This is a genomic window from Pseudomonas sp. ADPe, assembly GCF_014843515.1.
Lineage (GTDB): Bacteria > Pseudomonadota > Gammaproteobacteria > Pseudomonadales > Pseudomonadaceae > Pseudomonas > Pseudomonas citronellolis.
Window position 1 is genome coordinate 3,493,101 of record NZ_CP062122.1, and the last position, 18,157, is coordinate 3,511,257.

An 18,157-nucleotide genomic window follows, 5' to 3' on the forward strand; every position below is an offset into this window, starting at 1 on the left:
TCAGGATCGATGCATGACTCTGCCGTCCCGGGCCGCCTTGCCGGCCACCCTGAAGCCCCTCGCCGAGCGCGCGGGGCAGACCTTCAGCACCGCCGTAGCCGATCTTCCCGCCGAAAACGCCGCCCTTTATGAGCAGTGGTCCGCCGAGCGCCACGCCGACTTCGCCCAGGTCTGCGCCGCCAGCGACTTCGTCGCCGAGCAGGCGGCGCGCGATGCCGCGGGCTTTCTCGAGCTGGTGGCCAGCGGCCAGCTGGACCGGCCGCTGGAGCGCGGCGAGATGCGCGCGCAACTGGAGGCGCTGCTGGCCGACTGCGCCGACGAGGACGAACTGGGCCGCCGCCTGCGCCGCTTCCGTCGGCGCCAGCAGATACGCATCGTCTGGCGCGACCTGACCCGCGACAGCGACCTGGCCGGTACCTGCCGCGACCTTTCCGACCTCGCCGACAATTGCATCGACCTGGCCTACCGCTGGCTTTACGAAAGGCACTGCCAGCAGTTCGGCACCCCCATCGGCCACCGCTCCGGCCTGCCGCAGCAACTGGTGGTGCTGGGCATGGGCAAGCTGGGCGCCGGCGAGCTGAACCTGTCCTCGGACATCGACCTGATCTTCGGCTACCCCGAGGGCGGCGAGACCCAGGGCGCCCGCCGTGCCCTGGATAACCAGGAGTTCTTCACCCGCCTGGGGCAGAAGCTGATCAAGGCGCTGGACGCCATCACCGTCGAAGGTTTCGTCTTCCGCGTCGACATGCGCCTGCGCCCCTACGGCTCCAGCGGTCCGCTGGTGCACAGCTTCGCCGCGCTGGAGCAGTACTACCAGGACCAGGGCCGCGACTGGGAGCGCTACGCCATGATCAAGGCGCGGGTGGTCGGCGGCGACCAGGACGCCGGCCAGCGCCTGCTGGAGCTGCTGCGGCCGTTCGTCTACCGGCGCTACCTGGACTTCTCGGCCATCGAGGCGCTGCGCAGCATGAAGCAGCTGATCCAGCAGGAAGTGCGGCGCAAGGGCATGAGCGAGAACATCAAGCTCGGCGCCGGCGGCATCCGCGAGGTGGAGTTCATCGCCCAGGCCTTCCAGCTGATCCACGGCGGCCGCGACCTGAGCCTGCAGCAGCGGCCGCTGCTGCGGGTGCTGGCGACCCTCGAAGGGCAGGGCTACCTGCCGCCGCAGGTGATCGCCGAGCTGCGCGAGGGCTATCAGTTCCTGCGCTACGCCGAGCACGCCCTGCAGGCCATCGACGACCGGCAGACGCAGATGCTGCCGGAGGACGAGCTGTCGCGCATCCGCGTCGCCTTCATCATGGGCTTCGCCAACTGGTCGGCGTTCCACGAGGCGATCAACCACTGGCGCGAGCGCGTCGACTGGCACTTCCGCCAGGTGATCGCCGACCCCGACGAGGACGAGAGCGGCGAGAACGAGGGCGCCACCCCTGGCGCCGAGTGGCTGCCGCTGTGGGAAGAGCAGATGGACGAGGAATCCGCCTGCCGGCAACTGGCCGAGGCCGGGTTCGCCGAGCCGGCGGCGGCCTTCAAGCGGCTCATCGACCTGCGTCACGGCAACCAGGTGCGCGCCATGCAGCGCCTGGGCCGCGAGCGCCTGGACGCCTTCGTCCCGCGGCTGCTGAACATGCTCGCCGAGCACGAGAAGCCGGACCTGACCCTGGAGCGCGTGCTGCCCCTGGTGGAGGCGGTGGCGCGGCGCTCGGCCTACCTGGTACTGCTCACCGAGAACCCCGGCGCCCTGGAGCGCCTGCTGACGCTGTGCGCGGCCAGCCCGATGGTGGCCGAGCAGATCGCCAAGTTCCCCATTCTGCTGGACGAGCTGCTTAATGAAGGGCGCCTGCTCAGCCCGCCGCAGGCGCCGGAGCTGATCGCCGAGCTGCGCGAGCGGCTGATGCGCATCCCCGAGGACGACCTCGAACAGCAGATGGAGACCCTCCGTCACTTCAAGCTGGCCCACGGCCTGCGCGTGGTGGCCTCGGAGATCGCCGGCACCCTGCCGCTGATGAAGGTCAGCGACTACCTGACCTGGCTCGCCGAGGCCATCCTCGAACAGGTCCTGGCCCTGGCCTGGCACCAGCTGGTGCAGCGCCACGGCCGGCCGCTGCGCGCCGACGGCACGCCTTGCGACACCGACTTCATCATCGTCGGCTACGGCAAGGTCGGCGGCCTGGAGCTGGGCCACGGCTCGGACCTGGACCTGGTGTTCATCCACGACGGCGACCCGCAGCGCGAGACCGACGGCGCCAAGCCCATCGACGGTTCGCAGTTCTTCACCCGCCTGGGGCAGAAGATCATCCACTTCCTGACTACCCAGACCACTTCCGGCGCGCTCTACGAGGTGGACATGCGCCTGCGCCCCAGCGGCGCCGCCGGCCTGCTGGTGAGTTCGCTGGCGGCTTTCCAGGCCTACCAGCAGAACGAGGCCTGGACCTGGGAACACCAGGCCCTGGTGCGCGCCCGCGTGTTGGCCGGCAGTGCGCGGGTGGCCGAGGCCTTCGAGGGCATCCGCGCCGCGGTGGTGGGGCGCCATCGCGACCTGGCCGAGCTGCGCCGGGAAGTCAGCGAGATGCGCGCGAAGATGCGCGACAACCTGGGCACCCCCGCGACCGCCGCCGGCACCGCGCCGAATGCCTTCGAAGCCGCGGCGCCCTTCGATCTCAAGCAGGATGCCGGTGGTATCGTCGATATCGAATTTATGGTGCAATATGCGGCCCTTGCCTGGTCGTGGCAGCACCCTGGGTTGCTGCAGTTCACCGACAACATCCGCATCCTGGAAGGGTTGGAGCGGGCTGGCCTGATCGCCAGCGAGGACGTCCGTTTCCTGCAGGAGGCCTACAAGGCCTATCGCGCAGCCGCGCACCGTCTGGCGCTGCAGAAACAGCCAGGGGTAGTGGGCGGCGACCGTTTCCATGAAGAACGCCGCGGAGTGATGCGGATCTGGCGCGAGCTCGAGCTCGCCTGATCCCGGGCAGTACGCACAGGTCGCCGGCGGGGCTGGGTTCCGCGGCGACCGGACGACGAATTTCTGTGAGGAGCTGGCAAATATGTCGATGGCCGATCGTGATGGCGTGATCTGGTATGACGGCGAACTGGTGCAGTGGCGCGACGCGACCACCCACGTTCTGACCCACACCCTGCACTACGGCATGGGCGTGTTCGAGGGCGTGCGCGCCTACAACACCCCGCAGGGCACCGCGATCTTCCGCCTGCAGGCCCACACCGACCGTCTCTTCGACTCGGCGCACATCATGAACATGAAGATGCCGTTCACCAAGGAAGAGATCAACGAAGCGACCCGCGCCGCGGTCCGCGAGAACAACCTGGAAAGCGCCTACATCCGTCCGATGGTGTTCTACGGAAGCGAAGGCATGGGCCTGCGCGCCGCCGGCCTGAAGGTCCACGTGATCGTCGCCGCCTGGCACTGGGGCGCCTACATGGGCGACGACGCCCTGGAGCAGGGCATCAAGGTGCGCACCAGCTCCTTCACCCGCCACCACGTGAACATCTCCATGACCCGCGCCAAGTCCAACGGCGCCTACATCAACTCGATGCTGGCCCTGCAGGAAGCCATCTCCGGCGGCGCCGACGAGGCCATGATGCTGGACCCCGAAGGCTACGTGGCCGAGGGCTCGGGCGAGAACATCTTCATCATCAAGGACGGTGTGATCTACACCCCGGAAGTCACCGCCTGCCTGAACGGCATCACCCGCAACACCGTGCTGACCCTGGCCGACGAGCTGGGCATCAGGGTGGTGGAGAAGCGCATCACCCGCGACGAGGTATACATCGCCGACGAGGCCTTCTTCACCGGCACCGCCGCCGAAGTCACCCCGATCCGCGAAGTGGACGGCCGGCAGATCGGCATCGGCCGCCGCGGCCCGGTGACCGAGCGACTGCAGAAGGCCTACTTCGACCTGGTCACCGGCAAGACCAGCGCCCATCCGGAGTGGCGCACTCTGGTCAAATGAGCCGGAAGCTGGAAGCCTGAAGTCGGAAGCCAACGCGGTTCCAGACAGGCTTCCAGCTTCGAGCTTTCAGCCTCCAGCTTATGAACATTCTGATCGTAGGTCCCTCCTGGGTCGGCGACATGGTGATGGCGCAGACGCTCTTCGAGTGCCTGAAGCGCGAACACCCCGACTGCCAGATCGACGTGCTGGCGCCCGAGTGGAGCCGGCCGATCCTCGAACGCATGCCCGAAGTGCGCCAGGCCCTGAGCTTCCCGCTCGGCCACGGCGTGCTCGACATCGCCGCGCGCCGGCGCATCGGCAAGTCCCTGGCCGGCCAGTACGACCAGGCGATCCTCCTGCCCAACTCGCTCAAGTCCGCGCTGGTGCCGTTCTTCGCCGGCATCGCCAGGCGCACCGGCTGGAAGGGCGAGATGCGCTACGGCCTGCTCAACGACGTGCGCAAGCTCGACAAGGCGCGCTACCCGCTGATGATCGAGCGTTTCATGGCCCTGGCCTACCCGCCGGGCGCCGAGCTGCCCAAGCCCTACCCGCAGCCGCGCCTGGCCATCGACCCGGCCAGCCGCGACGCGGCCCTGGCCAAGTTCGGCCTGAGCCTGGACCGCCCGGTGCTGGCGCTGTGCCCCGGCGCCGAGTTCGGCGAAGCCAAGCGCTGGCCGGCGGAGTTCTATGCCAAGGTCGCCGAGGCGAAGATCCGCGCCGGCTGGCAGGTGTGGATATTCGGCTCGAAGAACGACCACCCCGGCGGCGAGGACATCCGCTCGCGGCTGATCCCCGGCCTGCGCGAGGAGTCGGTCAACCTCGCCGGCGGAACCGCCCTGGCCGAGGCCATCGACCTGATGTCCTGCGCATCCGCCGTGGTCAGCAACGACTCCGGCCTGATGCACGTGGCCGCCGCGCTGAACCGCCCGCTGGTGGCGGTCTATGGCTCCACCTCGCCGCAGTTCACCCCGCCGCTGGCCGATGCCGTGGAAATCGTCCGCCTGGGCCTGGAATGCAGCCCCTGCTTCGACCGCGTGTGCCGCTTCGGCCACTACAACTGCCTGCGCGAGCTGCCGCCGTCGATGGTGCTGCAGGCGCTCGACCGCCTGGTCGCGGACCCGGTCGACGTCGAATGAGGGTACTGCTGATCAAGACGTCGTCCCTGGGCGACGTCATCCATACCCTGCCGGCGCTCACCGACGCCGCCCGGGCCATCCCCGGCATCCAGTTCGACTGGGTGGTCGAGGAAGGCTTCGCCGAGATCCCGGCCTGGCACCCGGCGGTGGCCCAGGTCATCCCGGTGGCCATCCGGCGCTGGCGCAAGAACCTCTGGCAGACCCTGAAGAACGGCGAGTGGCGGCGTTTCAAGAAGCGCCTGCGCGAGGTCGACTACGACCTGGTGATCGACGCCCAGGGCCTGCTCAAGAGCGCCTGGCTGACGCGCTACGCGAAGAAGGTGCCGGTCGCCGGGCTGGACAGGGAGTCCGCGCGCGAGCCGGCGGCCAGCCGCTTCTACGACCGCGGCTACCCGGTCGCCTGGGGCCAGCACGCGGTGGAGCGCGTGCGCCAGCTGTTCGCCCAGGCGCTGGACTACCCGCTGCCGGCGGGCGTCGGCGACTACGGCCTGGACCGCGGCCTGCTGATCGACGGGAGCGCCGGCGAGCCTTATCTGGTCTTCCTGCACGGCACCACCTGGGTCACCAAGCACTGGCCCGAGGCCTACTGGCGCGAGCTGGCCGAGCGCATGGGCGAGCGCGGCTGGTCGGTGCGCCTGCCCTGGGGCAACGACAACGAGCGCCAGCGCGCCGAGCGCATCGCCCAGGGCTTGGAAAACGCCTCGGTGCTCCCCAGGTTATCCCTCGCAGGCATGGCCAAGGTCCTGGCCGGCGCTTCCGCCTGCGTGGCGGTGGACACCGGGCTCGGACACCTGGCCGCCGCCCTGGACGTGCCGACGCTGTCGCTGTTCGGCCCGACCAATCCCGGGCTGACCGGCGCCTACGGGCGTTCCCAGGTGCACCTGGCCAGCGACTGGCCCTGCGCACCCTGCCTGCAGAAGACCTGCACCTACCAGCCGACGGCCGAAGACAAGCGCCAGTTCGACCTGCGGCAAGAGCAGCCCCTGTGCTTCACGCGCCTGAACCCGCAGCGCGTGGCGCTGCAACTGGAGGCGCTGCTGCTGGCCCCGGAGACGCTTCGATGAAACTGGCTTTCGTCCTGTACAAGTACTTCCCCTTCGGCGGGTTGCAGCGCGACTTCATGCGCATCGCCCTGGAATGCCAGAAGCGCGGCCATTCCATCCGCGTCTACACGCCGATCTGGGAGGGCGAGGTGCCGCCCGGTTTCGACGTGCGCGTGGCGCCGGTCAAGGCGCTGTTCAACCACCGCCGCAACGAGAAGTTCAGCGCCTGGCTGGCCGCCGACCTTGCGCGCGACCCGGTGGACCGGGTGATCGGCTTCAACAAGATGCCGGGCCTCGACGTCTACTACGCCGCCGACGGCTGCTTCGAAGACAAGGCGCAGACCCTGCGCAACCCCATCTACCGCCGCTGGGGCCGCTACAAGCACTTCGCCGACTACGAGCGGGCGGTGTTCGCCCCCGAGTCGAAGACCGAGGTGCTGATGATCTCCGAGGTGCAGCAGCCGCTGTTCATCAAGCACTACCACACCCCGATCGAGCGCTTCCACCTGCTGCCTCCGGGCATCGCCCTGGACCGCCGGGCGCCGGCCAACGCCGCGGAAATCCGCGCCGACTTCCGCCGCGAATTCAAGCTGGCCGACGACGACCTGCTGCTGGTGCAGATCGGTTCGGGCTTCAAGACCAAGGGCCTGGATCGTAGCCTCAAGGCCCTGGCGGCGCTGCCGCGGGACCTGCGCAAGCGCACCCGGCTGATCGCCATCGGCCAGGACGACCCCAAGCCCTTCCTGCTGCAGGTGAAGGCCCTGGGCCTGTCGGACCACGTGCAGATCCTCAAGGGCCGCAGCGACATCCCGCGTTTCCTGCTCGGCGCCGACCTGCTGATCCACCCGGCGTACAACGAGAACACCGGCACCGTGCTGCTGGAGGCGGTGGTCGCCGGCCTGCCGGTGCTGGTCACCGACGTCTGCGGCTACGCCCACTACATCGCCGAAGCCGATGCCGGCCGCGTAGTGCCGTCGCCCTTCGAGCAGGACGCCTTCAACCGCATGCTGGCGGAGATGCTCCGGGACGACGCGGCGCGCGCTGCCTGGTCGCGCAACGGCCTGGCCTTCGCCGACACGGCGGACCTGTACTCCATGCCGCAGCACGCCGCGGACGTGATCCTGCAGGAGCGCCCATGAACACCCCTCTCCCCGGCTTCCCCGGGCTCCTACGAAAGGCGGGCGCCCATGAAGCTTGAGCTGCGCGAGCCGTTCAGGAGCCTGTGGGCCGGCAAGGACCCCTTCGTCGAGGTCGAGCGCCTGCAGGGCAAGGTCTACCGCGAGCTGGAAGGCCGCCGCACCCTGCGCACCGAGGTCGACGGCCGCGGCTACTTCGTCAAGATCCACCGCGGCATCGGCTGGGGCGAAATCTTCAAGAACCTGCTCAGCGCCAAGCTCCCGGTGCTCGGCGCCGGGCAGGAACAGCGCGCCCTGGAGCGCCTGCACCAGGCCGGCGTGGCGACCATGACCGCGGTGGCCTACGGCGAGCGCGGCGGCGACCCGGCGCGCCAGCATTCCTTCATCGTCACCGAGGAACTGGCGCCCACCATCGATCTCGAACAGCTGTCGCTGAACTGGCTGCGCGAGCCGCCGCAGCCGCGCTTCAAGCGCGCGCTGATCGACGAAGTGGCGAAGATGGTCGGCACCATGCACCGCGCCGGGGTGAACCACCGCGACTGCTACATCTGCCACTTCCTGCTGCACACCGACCGCCCGCCGACGCCCGACGACCTGCGCCTGTCGGTGATCGACCTGCACCGCGCCCAGACCCGCGCCGCCACGCCGCGGCGCTGGCGCGACAAGGACCTGGCCGCGCTGTACTTCTCGGCGCTGGACATCGGCTTGACGCAACGCGACAAGCTACGCTTCCTGCGCGGTTACTTCCGCAAGCCCCTGCGCGACATCCTCCGCGAGGAGGCCGCTCTGCTCGCCTGGATGGAGCGCAAGGCTGCCAAACTCTACGATCGCAAGCAGCGCTACGGAGACCTGCTCTGATGTCGGGCTGGACCCTGGAACCCGCCTACAGCCACCTGTCCGCCGACTTCGGCAGCCTGGACGCGGTGTTCGCCCTTGAGGGCGAGCGCCTGACCAAGGACCCCAAGTCCGAAGTGATCCGCATCGAGCGCGACGGCGTGCGCTACTACGTCAAGCGCTACAACAGCGCCGGCAAGGGTTACCACCGCTACCTCGCGCGGCCGCGGATCAAGGCCGAGTGGCAGAACCTCAAGCAGTTCGCCAAGTGGGGCATCCCCACCGCCGAAGTGGTGGCCTGGGGCCTGGAGCGCAGGCGCGGCGCCTTCGTCCGCGGCGCCATGGTCACCCGCGAAGTGCCGGGCACCGAGGACCTGGCCGCGCTGGCCCGGCGCGACGACCCGCGCCTGCGCGACCGCGCCTGGGTCGACCACGTCAGCCAGCAACTGGCCGCTCATACCCGGCTGATGCATGACCACCACTTCACCCACAACGACCTGAAGTGGCGCAACATCCTGGTCGACGCCGCCGGCACCGTGTATTTCATCGACTGCCCGATCGGCAACTACTGGGTCAGTTTCATGCTGCGCCACCGCGTGACCAAGGACCTGGCGACCCTGGACAAGGTGGCCAAGTACCACCTTTCCGCCACCCAGCGCCTGCGCTTCTACCTGCAGTACCGCCGGCGCGAGCGGCTGAACGCCTCGGACAAGGTCCGCGTGCGGCGCATCGCCCATTTCTACGAGGGACGCGAGTGAACGACTTCATCGCCGACGACGACCGCGAGCGCCTGCACAGCCAGGGCCTGGCCGACTTCGACGCGCTCTGGACGCTGCCGCTGGAGGCGGTGGACGAGCCCAACACCGAGCGCGGCGGCATGAGCTGCGTGTTCCGCCTGGAGCTGGACGGCGGCGCCTACTACCTCAAGCGGCAGAGCAACCACCTCACGCGCAGCCTGCTGCGCCCGGGCGGCGAGCCGACCTTCGCCCGTGAGTTCCGCAACATCCAGCGCTACCAGCAACTGGGCATCCCGGCGTTGCAGGCGGCCTTCTTCGGCGAACGCCGCGAGGGCGGCGAGCGCCGCGCCATCCTGGTGACCCGCGCGCTGGACGGCTGGCGTGACCTGGACGCCTGGCTGAAGGACTGGTCCGGCCTGCCGGCAGAGCGCCGCCAGGCCATCCTGCACGCCTGCGGCATGCTCGCCCGGCGCCTGCACGAGGCCGGGCAGATGCACGGCTGCTTCTATCCCAAGCACATCTTCCTGCGGGAGGCCGAGGACGGCTTCCAGGCCTGCCTGATCGACCTGGAGAAGACCCGCCCGCTGTGGTTCGGCCTGCGCGACCGCGTCAAGGACCTGGAGCCGCTGCTGCGCCGCGCGCCGGACTGGAGCGAGGTGGACGTGCGTCAACTGCTCGCCGCCTACCTGGGCAGCGCGGCCAGCGGCGCCGAGGTGGACCACTGGTACAAGCGCCTGGGCGCGCGCCGGCGCAAGAAGGAGAAACGCGGGTGAGGCTGGGCGAACTGCGAAGCGCCGGGCGCCAGCCGACGCTGCCGCTGCGGCTGGAACTGGCCGATGGCGCCGGCCCCGCCGAACTGCGCCTGGACAGCCTGCTGCGCGTGCTGCCGGGCCGGCGCTACGTCGGCGCAGGCAACTGGCGCGGGCGCCAGGTGCTGGCCAAGCTGCTGGTCGGCGGCAAGGCCGCGCGGCACTTCCAGCGCGAACTGGCCGGCGTGCGCCTGCTCGCCGAACAGGGCCTGACCACGCCGCTGCTGCTGGCCGACGGCCTGCGCGAAGGCGAGGGCGGCTGGCTGCTCTTCGAATTCCTCGACGATGCCCACAGCCTGGGCGACGCCTGGCGCGCGGTGGAAGCCGAGCCGGCGCTGTCCGACGCCCAGCAGGCGGTGCTCGGCGAGGCCCTGGCGGCCATCGCCGAACTGCACGCCAAGGGCCTGTGGCAGGAGGACCTGCACCTGGACAACCTGCTGCGCCACGACGGCCGCCTGTACCTGATCGACGGCGCCGGCATCCGCGCCGAGACGCCCGGCCAGCCGCTGTCGCGCAAGCACGTGCTGGAAAACCTCGGGGTGTTCTTCGCCCAGTTGCCGGCCAGCCTCGACCCCTTCCTCGAAGAACTGCTGGTGCACTACCTGCTGGTCAACGGCGAGCACGCGCTGCCGCTGGAGGCCCTGCAGAAGGAGATAGCCCGGGTGCGCCGCTGGCGCGTCGCCGACCTGCTGAAGAAGATCGGCCGCGACTGCAGCCTGTTCAGCGTGCGCCGCGGCGCCTTCGGCCTGCGCGCGGTGCGCCGCGAGGAGGAAGCCGGCCTGGCGCCGCTGCTGGCCGAGCCGGACGCTTTCATTGACCGGGGGCATGTCTACAAGACCGGCGGTGCCGCTACCGTGGCGAAAGTGGAACTGGATGGTCGCCTGCTGGTAGTCAAGCGTTACAACATCAAGAACCTGCTGCACTGGCTCAAGCGCTTCTGGCGCCCCAGCCGCGCCTGGGCCTCCTGGCGCGAGGGCAACCGTCTGGAAGCCCTCGGCATCGCCACCGCGAAACCCCTGGCGGTGCTGGAACGGCGCTGGCTTTGGCTGCGCGGGCCGGCCTTCCTGATTACCGATTACCTGGCCGGGCAGGATATAATTGCCCGTTTCAAACCCCATCTGGACGATCCGGACGGGGCCGGCATGCCGCCGGAGGCCGAACTCAAGGCCCTGGACAGCCTGTTCGCGGCGCTGCGGCGCGAGCGCATCAGCCACGGCGACCTCAAGGGCCACAACCTGTTCTGGCAGGGGGAAGGCGATGCGGGGCGCTGGGCGCTGATCGACCTCGACGCCATGCACAAGCACCACGGCCAGGCCAGTTTCGAGCGCGCCTATGCCCGCGACCGCGCACGTTTCCTGCGCAACTGGCCGCAGGGCAGCGCGCTGCACCGGTTGCTGGATGAGCGAATACCTAAGAGCAGCTGGAAGCTGGAAGCTGGAAGCTGAAAGCAAGAGCTGGAGGTTGGCGCTGGTGTTTTGGGCTTCAAGCTTCCGGCTTCAAGCTTCCAGCTGCTTCTAAGACAATTTATCCCAGCGTCGAGCCCGAGGCTTGACGCTGGAAGACGAAAGCCCCCAGGGGCTATGACGAACATCGCTGTTGCTTCAAGCTTCCGGCTTCAAGCTTCCAGCTGCTTCTAAGACAATTTATCCCGGTTTCAAGCCCGAGGCTTGACGCTGGAAGACGAAAGCCCCCAGGGGCTATGAACGAACACCGCTGTTGCTTCAAGCTTCCGGCTTCAAGCTTCCAGCTGCTTTCAAAGAGGCTCTTACCCGTGTCATTGACCATCCTCGGCCTGTCCGGCGCCGTAAGCCATGACCCTTCCGCCGCCCTGTACATCGACGGCAAGCTGGTCGCGGCGGTCGAAGAAGAGCGCTTCGTCCGCGACAAGCACGCGAAGAACCGCATGCCCTACGAGTCGGCCAAGTTCTGCCTGGAGCAGGCCGGCATCAAGCCGTCCGACGTCGACGTGGTGGCCATTCCCTTCGCCCCCATCAGCCTGTTCGGCAAGGCCCGCTGGCACTACGCCAAGCGCTACGCCTATGCCCCGGACCGCGCGCTGGACGCCATCCTGCTCGGCAACCGCCGCTACAAGCGCTACTACAAGCGCATCCAGTGGTGCCTGCAGCAACTGGGCTTCGACCTGAAGAAGGTCAAGATCCAGCCGGTCGAGCACCACCTGGCCCACGCCTCCAGCGCCTACCACTGCTCCGGCTTCAAGGAGAAGACCGCGATCCTCGGGATCGACGGCAAGGGCGAGTACGCCACCACCTTCTTCGGCTACGGCGAGAACGGCAAGATCCACAAGATCAAGGAGTTCTACGACCCGGACTCCCTGGGCGGGCTGTACGGCGCGATCACCGAGTACCTCGGCTTCGACATGCTCGACGGCGAGTTCAAGGTCATGGGCATGGCGCCCTACGGCGACGCCAGCAAGTACGATTTCTCGCGCCTGGCCAAGTTCGAGAACGGCGAGCTGATCATCAACACCGACTACGCCAACGTCATCGGCTTCCGCCGCTACAAGGAAAAGGGCAAGGGCTACTACTTCTCGCCCAAGCTGATCGAGTGGCTGGGCCCGAAACGCGAAGGCGACATCGCCGACGACCCGTACATCCACTACGCCGCCAGCATCCAGGCGCTGTTCGAGAAGCTGGCGCTGGAGATGATGGACTACTACCTGGGCGACATCCTCCGCGAAACCGGCAAGATCGCCTTCGCCGGCGGCTGCGCGCTGAACGTCAAGCTGAACCAGAAGATCATCGCCCGCCCCGAGGTCAAGGAGCTGTACGTGCAGCCCGCGGCCAGCGACGCCGGCACCGCGGTGGGCGCCGCCGCCTACGTGTCCTGGGAGCGCGGCGTGCCGGTGGAGAAGATGGAGCACGTCTACCTCGGCCCGGCCTACAGCAACGAAGACGTCATCGCCGCCTGCGCCCGCCACGAGGCCAAGCCGGCCTGGCGCAAGATCGACAACGTGCCCGAAACCATCGCCAAGGTGCTGGCCGACGGCAACCCGGTGGCCTGGTTCCAGGGCCGCATGGAGTTCGGCCCGCGCGCCCTCGGCGGGCGCTCCATCCTCGGCTGCCCGAGCGTGCCGGGCGTGGCCGACCGCATCAACGCGCAGATCAAGTTCCGCGAGCGCTGGCGGCCCTTCTGCCCGTCGATGCTGGATACCGTCGGCCCGCAGATGTTCAAGATCGACCACCCGGCGCCGTTCATGACCTTCACCTTCGAAGTCAACGAAGAGTGGAAGACCCGCGTGCCGGAAGTCGTCCACGAGGACGGCACCTCCCGCGCCCAGGTGCTCAAGCGCGAGTTCAACCCGCGCTACTACGACCTGATGAAGGAGCTGGAGAAACTCACCGGCAACGGCGTGGCGCTGAACACCTCGCTGAACCGTCGCGGCGAGCCGATGATCTGCTCGCCGACCGACGCGCTGAACATGTTCTACGGTTCGGACCTGCAATACCTGATCATGCAGGACATCCTGGTGGTCAAGGACGGCGCGGCGGCCTATGACTCGCTCGGCTGAACCGCGGGTCCTGCAGTTCTGCCACGGCTATGACGGGCCCTTCCTGGATTGCGCCCGTCAGTACGCCAGCCTGTTCGCCGGCACCGGCTACCGGGTGACCACGGTGTTCCTCACCGGGGCGCCCGACGCCGAGGTGGCCGCCGGCTGCGCCAGCGACGAGGTGCTGTTCCTCGACTACAGCTCGAAGGACGTGCGCGGCCTCAAGCTGCGCGCCATCCGCGACCTGCGCGAGATCGCCCGCTCGCGGGACTTCCGCTTCTGCATCGCCCATCGCTTCAAGCCCACCTGGGTCGCCATGCTCGGCACGCGCCTGCCGGTGATCGGCGTGCACCATGGCTTCGGTGACTACCGCCGGCTTGGCCGCAAGCTGTTCGCCAAGCTGTTCGCCAAGCGCCTGAGCTTGCTGGCGGTGTCCAACGCCGTGCGCGACGAACTGCGCCAGTGCCTGCCGGCCTGGCCGGCGGAGCGCATCGAGACGCTGTACAACCGCGTCGACGTCGACGCCCTGCAGGCCGAGCAGGTGGAGCGCTACCCGGCGCGCCAGCACCTGCGCCTGGCGGACAACGCCTGGGTGGTCGGCAACGTCGGCCGCCTGCACCCGGACAAGGACCAGGCCACGCTGCTGCGCGGCTTCGCCGCGGCCCTGCCGCAACTGCCGCCGAACGCGCTGCTGGCGATCCTCGGCAAGGGCCGCCTGGAGGAAGACCTCAAGGCGCTGGCCCGCGAGCTGGGCATCGCCGAGCGCGTGCTGTTCCTCGGCCAGGTGCCGGACGCGCGGCGCTACTTCAAGGCCTTCGACGTGTTCGCCCTGAGCTCCGACCACGAGCCCTTCGGCATGGTCCTGCTGGAGGCCATGGCCGCCGGCGTGCCGCTGATCTCCACCGCCGGCGGTGGCGCCGGCGAAATCGTCGAGGGCCTGGGCATCCTCTTCCCGCTGCGCGACGACGCGGCCCTGGCCCAGGGCCTGGCGCACCTGGCGGCGCTCGACCGGCAGCAGCGCGAGGCCTGCGCCCGGCTGATGGACGAGCGCCTGCACACGCGCTTCTCCGACGAGGCCGTGCGCCGGGAGTTCTGGAGCCTGCCGATGGTCCGTGCGCTGACGCGTGGCGTTTCCGAATGACGGCCGTGGCCGCCAAGGGTGAATCTTGAAAGTCCTGTTCCTGGTCCAGAAAGAACAACGCGCCATTCTCGACCGCCTCTACGACGGCATCGCCGAGCACTGCGACTGCGACCTGCGCTGGTTGAGCAGCGACGAGCAGGCCAACCTGCGCCGCTACTTCCGCGAGCAGGTGGACGTCTCGCGCTACGACCGCATCCTGTTCTTCCTGCGCTTCAAGAAGGAAATGCGCCAGGCTTCCTTCATCGCCAGCGTGCCGAACCTGGTGATCCTCGAACACGATGCCTACCAGAACTACATCCCCTGCAAGTACACCGGCAAGTTCAGCGCCCACTACCGGCGCATGCCCTGGGCGCGGGTGATCAGCTCCGGCGCGGTGGTCGCCCGGCGCCTGCGCGAGGAGGGCTTCGACGCCGTCTTCGTGCCCAAGGGCTACGACCAGGACCTGCTCCACGACCTGGGCCGCGAGCGCGACATCGAACTGGCCTTCGTCGGCAGCACCGGCAGCGTCGCCTACAGCGGGCGCAAGGCGCTGCTGGACGAGCTGGGCAAGGTAGAGAACCTGCTGGTCACCAAGACCAACTCCGGCGAGGATTACCTGAACACGCTCAACCGCATCCGCTTTTTCGTCAGCGCGGACGTCGGCATGGGCGAATACATGATCAAGAACTTCGAGGCCATGGCCTGCGGCTGCGTGCTTTTCGCCTACGACCAGGGCGAGGAGGAAAACCGCGCGCTGGGCCTGGTGGACATGCACAACGTGGTGTTCTATCGCGACATTCCCGAGCTGCGCCGCAAGCTGCAGGTGCTGCGCGAGGACCCTGAGCTGGCGGCGCGCATCGCCGCCCAGGGCCGCCAACTGGCCGAGGAGGGCTTCGGCTTCAGCCAGATCGGGGCGCGCATCGTCGAGGCGATGACGCCACCCTTGCGCCCACGTCCGCAACCGGGCAGGCTGGAGCGATTACGCCGGGCTCTGGGAATTTGAACATTCATGCGCCGAAGCTTTCGTGGCGGCCATCGGGGCCGGAGGTGGTCGTGCCCAGGCCGCTGATCTCCGTGCTGGTTCCCTGTTACAACCGCGAACGCTACATCGAGGAGGCCCTGCTGAGCATCCTCGAGCAGGATTATCCGAATTTCGAGCTGATCGTCGTCGACGACGGCTCCCAGGATGCCAGCGCCGAAAAGATCGAGGCCCTGCGCCAGCGCTACGGCTTCCAGTTCTACCGGCAAGCCAACCAGGGCGTCAGCGCCGCGCTGAACACGGCCCTGAGCCATGCCCGCGGCGAGTTCATCGCCACGCCCGATTCCGATGACGTCATGCTGCCGGGCCGCCTGTCGCTGCAGGCCGCCTACCTCGAGGCGCATCCCCAGGTGGGCTGCGTCGGGGCGCGGGTGGTCTACGTCGACTCCGAAGGGCGGCGGCTGAAGACCGAGGAGGGCAAGTCGCTGCGCAGCTACAGCTTCGCCGAACTGCTGTCCCGCGCCCACGCCATCGGCGCCCCCGTGGCCATGTATCGACGCGAGGCGCTGGACCGTGCCGGGGGCTATGACCCGGCGATCCGCATCCAGGATTTCCAGATCACCCTGAAGATCGCCCACCTGGGCTATCGCACGGATGTGCTGCCGGACCTGGTGACGCTCTACCGCAGGCATGCGGGCAACATGTCCAAGACCGCCTACCAGCGCCAGCTCGACTACGACCTGATGGCCATCGCCCCCTATCGCGACCATCCGGCCTACTCGCAGGGCCTGACCTGCGTGATCAACAAGGCGCTCAAGCACTCGGTGGTGTCGGACAAGGCCTATGCCCTGCGGCTTCTTCTACGGCTGCCGCCATGGCGCTGGAATCGCGTGACCTGGCGCCGCCTGCGTCACCTCATGTTCAAGTTCCACGAGGGATGAGTGCGTCCGGGATGAAGTCGATGTTGTTGCAAGCGTGGCAGACCTGGCGGCCCGCGATGAGTCAAGGCGGTGTGCCAATCGCCCGCAGGGACCGGGTGGCCGAGGCGGTGCTGGGGTTCGGCGTGTTCTGGACCATCGCCGGGGTGTTGCTGACGCCGACCATGAAGTTCTACTACACCATGGTGGCGCTATTCGTGTACCTGCCGGCGCTCTGGCTGGTGGTTGCCCGCCGCGCCGAGCTGGGGCGGCTGATCGCCGAACGCAGGGAAATGTGGTTGTTCCTGGCGCTGTTCGCCTGGGCCAACCTCTCGCTGTTGTGGGCCGTCGGCGATTTCGACCGATTGTCGCGGGTCAAGCAGTCGAGCCTCTTCGTATTGTTGGTCTGTGGCTGGCTGCTCTGGGCCCGGGCCAGCGAGTCGCGCCTGCGAGGCACCCTGGTGCTGCTTGGCATGGTCAACAGCCTCTATTGCCTGGCTGCGCTGTTGTGGGCTCCAGCCTACGCACCGGGACGCCTGAACGGCTTCGGTGGCTTCCTCGACAACCCCAACGCGGCCGCCTACGCCACGGGTTTCCTGCTGGTGATGGCGTTGCCGCTGCGTCCGGCGAGGCGCGGCTGGTGGCTGGCCTGGCTGCTGTTGCAACTCCCCCCGCTGATCTACGTCGGTCTGTGCGGCAGCCGCGGTGCGCTCCTGGCGCTGATGGTCACAGCGGTGTTCTGCCTAGTGTTGCTGCCAGGCTGGCGCAAGCGCCTGGCGGCCCTGGCGGCCCTGGCCGGCGGCGCCGCGCTGTTCTGCCTGGAGCCGAGCCTGATGGCGCGGGGGGATTCGGAGCGGCTGGAGCTGTTGCGCAGCGCCTTGCCGATCCTGCGCGAGCATTTCTGGATCGGCGTGGGCTACGGCACCACCTATGAGGTCCAGGGCTGGGTCGGTGGCTACCATGGCAGCACCCACAACTTCCTGCTGCACACCGCCCTGCAGTATGGGATCCCGGCGCTGCTCGTCTGGCTGGTGCTCTGGGCGATGCTGGGCCTGCGGGCCTGGCGCAGCCGCCATACGCAACTGGGCCTGGCGTTGCTGCTGCTGTGGGTCTATGCCAGCGTGGCCATGCAGTTCGACGTGTTCAGCCTGTGGGAGCGCACCCGCGCCATGTGGCTGATGCCCTGGGGCGTGTTCCTGCTCGGCCTGAGCCTGAAGCGCCCGGCCGCGGCCGGGGAAGCCGGGAGCGAACTCAGCCGGCGTTGAGGATGCCCCGCAGTTCGCGGGCGTCCCAGCGTACCGTGCCGTGGCGCAGGTAGCCTTCGCTCAGCTCGCCGCCCTCATCCGCCAGCAACCACTGCCGATCCTCCGCATAGCGCAGCATGTGCGCGAAGTTGCGCTTGCGCTGGGTGCGGCCGAGGGCGCGGCGCTGGGTCTTCATGTCGGCGATGTCGATCAGCCCCAGTTCGCCCTGCGGGGTCTGCACCACGTTGCCCAGGTGCAGCGAACGGAAGTACACGCCGCGCTCGTGCAGCCGGGCGATCAGCTCGCCCAGGCGCTCGCGCAGGGCGCCGTCGGCCTGGCCGGCGGCGATCAACTGGCGCAGCGTCTGGCCCGGCAGCGGGCGGTAGTGCACCAGGTCGCGGGCGATGCCGGGCACGCGGTAGACACCGATCACCTCGGGGCAGGGGATGCCCAGCCGCTGCAGCGCCCGGGCGTTGTCGGCGAAGCGCTGGGCATAGGGGTAGAGCGCCGCCGAGGAGATCAGCCGCTTGCGCCGGAACAGCTTGACGAAGTTGCCGTCGGGCAGGCGCAGGACCTTGTCGCCGTGCTTGTCGGCTTCCAGCACGGTGGCGCCGGCGCGAAGCGATTCGTAGGCGGGTAGGTCGAGCTCTTGCATACCGGCTTCCTGGACGGGGGCCGGCTATAGTAGCCTAGGCGCCGGGCAAACGAGAGGCCTGTGTTATAATCGCCGGCCTTTTCAGCGTGCGA

At 68.5% G+C, this 18,157-nt stretch carries 15 protein-coding genes; 14 read left to right on the forward strand and 1 reads right to left on the reverse strand.

Annotated features, from left to right (window positions below):
• Window positions 1-13 precede the first annotated feature (13 nt).
• The 14 genes from glnE to IG194_RS15850 all read left to right on the forward strand — a co-directional run bounded on the left by glnE (window position 14) and on the right by IG194_RS15850 (window position 17,431).
• A complete protein-coding gene (glnE, locus tag IG194_RS15785; RefSeq protein WP_058488166.1) occupies window positions 14-2,962 on the forward strand; it encodes a bifunctional [glutamate--ammonia ligase]-adenylyl-L-tyrosine phosphorylase/[glutamate--ammonia-ligase] adenylyltransferase in 2,949 nt (982 codons plus the stop codon).
• Window positions 2,963-3,044: 82 nt separating this feature from the next.
• Window positions 3,045-3,968: a branched-chain-amino-acid transaminase gene (gene ilvE / locus IG194_RS15790; protein ID WP_009613587.1), complete on the forward strand. Its 924-nt coding sequence runs from the start codon at window positions 3,045-3,047 to the stop codon at window positions 3,966-3,968.
• Window positions 3,969-4,048: 80 nt separating this feature from the next.
• The gene (gene waaF, locus IG194_RS15795; RefSeq protein WP_058488167.1) at window positions 4,049-5,083 is read left to right on the forward strand and encodes a lipopolysaccharide heptosyltransferase II; all 1,035 of its coding nucleotides are present in this window, start codon (window positions 4,049-4,051) and stop codon (window positions 5,081-5,083) included.
• Window positions 5,080-6,147 (forward strand): lipopolysaccharide heptosyltransferase I, encoded by a 1,068-nt coding sequence (waaC, locus tag IG194_RS15800; RefSeq protein ID WP_043316968.1) that lies wholly within the window; start codon window positions 5,080-5,082, stop codon window positions 6,145-6,147. The genes waaF and waaC overlap by 4 nt, the downstream gene beginning before the upstream one ends.
• Window positions 6,144-7,265 carry a glycosyltransferase family 4 protein gene (locus IG194_RS15805; RefSeq protein WP_043316965.1) on the forward strand — a complete coding sequence of 374 codons (1,122 nt, stop codon included), beginning with the start codon at window positions 6,144-6,146 and terminating at the stop codon, window positions 7,263-7,265. The genes waaC and IG194_RS15805 overlap by 4 nt, the downstream gene beginning before the upstream one ends.
• A 48-nt stretch (window positions 7,266-7,313) precedes the next feature.
• The gene (gene rfaP, locus IG194_RS15810; protein WP_043268509.1) at window positions 7,314-8,120 is read left to right on the forward strand and encodes a lipopolysaccharide core heptose(I) kinase RfaP; all 807 of its coding nucleotides are present in this window, start codon (window positions 7,314-7,316) and stop codon (window positions 8,118-8,120) included.
• Window positions 8,120-8,854: a lipopolysaccharide kinase InaA family protein gene (locus IG194_RS15815; RefSeq protein ID WP_058488168.1), complete on the forward strand. Its 735-nt coding sequence runs from the start codon at window positions 8,120-8,122 to the stop codon at window positions 8,852-8,854. Before rfaP ends, IG194_RS15815 begins: the two co-directional genes overlap by 1 nt.
• On the forward strand, window positions 8,851-9,606 hold the full coding sequence (locus IG194_RS15820) for a lipopolysaccharide kinase InaA family protein (RefSeq protein ID WP_009613575.1): 756 nt from the start codon (window positions 8,851-8,853) through the stop codon (window positions 9,604-9,606). Before IG194_RS15815 ends, IG194_RS15820 begins: the two co-directional genes overlap by 4 nt.
• Window positions 9,603-11,087, forward strand: coding sequence for a lipopolysaccharide kinase InaA family protein (locus tag IG194_RS15825; RefSeq protein ID WP_058488169.1), 1,485 nt, complete (start codon window positions 9,603-9,605; stop codon window positions 11,085-11,087). Before IG194_RS15820 ends, IG194_RS15825 begins: the two co-directional genes overlap by 4 nt.
• 326 nt (window positions 11,088-11,413) lie before the next feature.
• Window positions 11,414-13,171 carry a carbamoyltransferase gene (locus IG194_RS15830; protein WP_058488170.1) on the forward strand — a complete coding sequence of 586 codons (1,758 nt, stop codon included), beginning with the start codon at window positions 11,414-11,416 and terminating at the stop codon, window positions 13,169-13,171.
• Window positions 13,155-14,291, forward strand: a complete 1,137-nt coding sequence (locus tag IG194_RS15835) for a glycosyltransferase (protein ID WP_058488171.1) — start codon at window positions 13,155-13,157, stop codon at window positions 14,289-14,291. The genes IG194_RS15830 and IG194_RS15835 overlap by 17 nt, the downstream gene beginning before the upstream one ends.
• Window positions 14,292-14,316: 25 nt before the next feature.
• Window positions 14,317-15,273, forward strand: coding sequence for a glycosyltransferase (locus IG194_RS15840; protein WP_058488172.1), 957 nt, complete (start codon window positions 14,317-14,319; stop codon window positions 15,271-15,273).
• 50 nt (window positions 15,274-15,323) lie between these two features.
• Window positions 15,324-16,190 carry a glycosyltransferase family 2 protein gene (locus IG194_RS15845; protein WP_081884588.1) on the forward strand — a complete coding sequence of 289 codons (867 nt, stop codon included), beginning with the start codon at window positions 15,324-15,326 and terminating at the stop codon, window positions 16,188-16,190.
• A gap of 71 nt (window positions 16,191-16,261) precedes the next feature.
• Entirely contained in the window at window positions 16,262-17,431 is a 1,170-nt protein-coding gene (locus tag IG194_RS15850; protein WP_225617203.1) for an O-antigen ligase family protein, read from the forward strand.
• Here IG194_RS15850 and IG194_RS15855 read toward each other — a convergent pair.
• On the reverse strand, window positions 17,418-18,065 hold the full coding sequence (locus tag IG194_RS15855; RefSeq protein WP_058488173.1) for a lipopolysaccharide kinase InaA family protein: 648 nt from the start codon (window positions 18,063-18,065) through the stop codon (window positions 17,418-17,420). The two genes, IG194_RS15850 and IG194_RS15855, sit on opposite strands and share 14 nt — an antisense overlap.
• Window positions 18,066-18,157 lie beyond the last annotated feature (92 nt).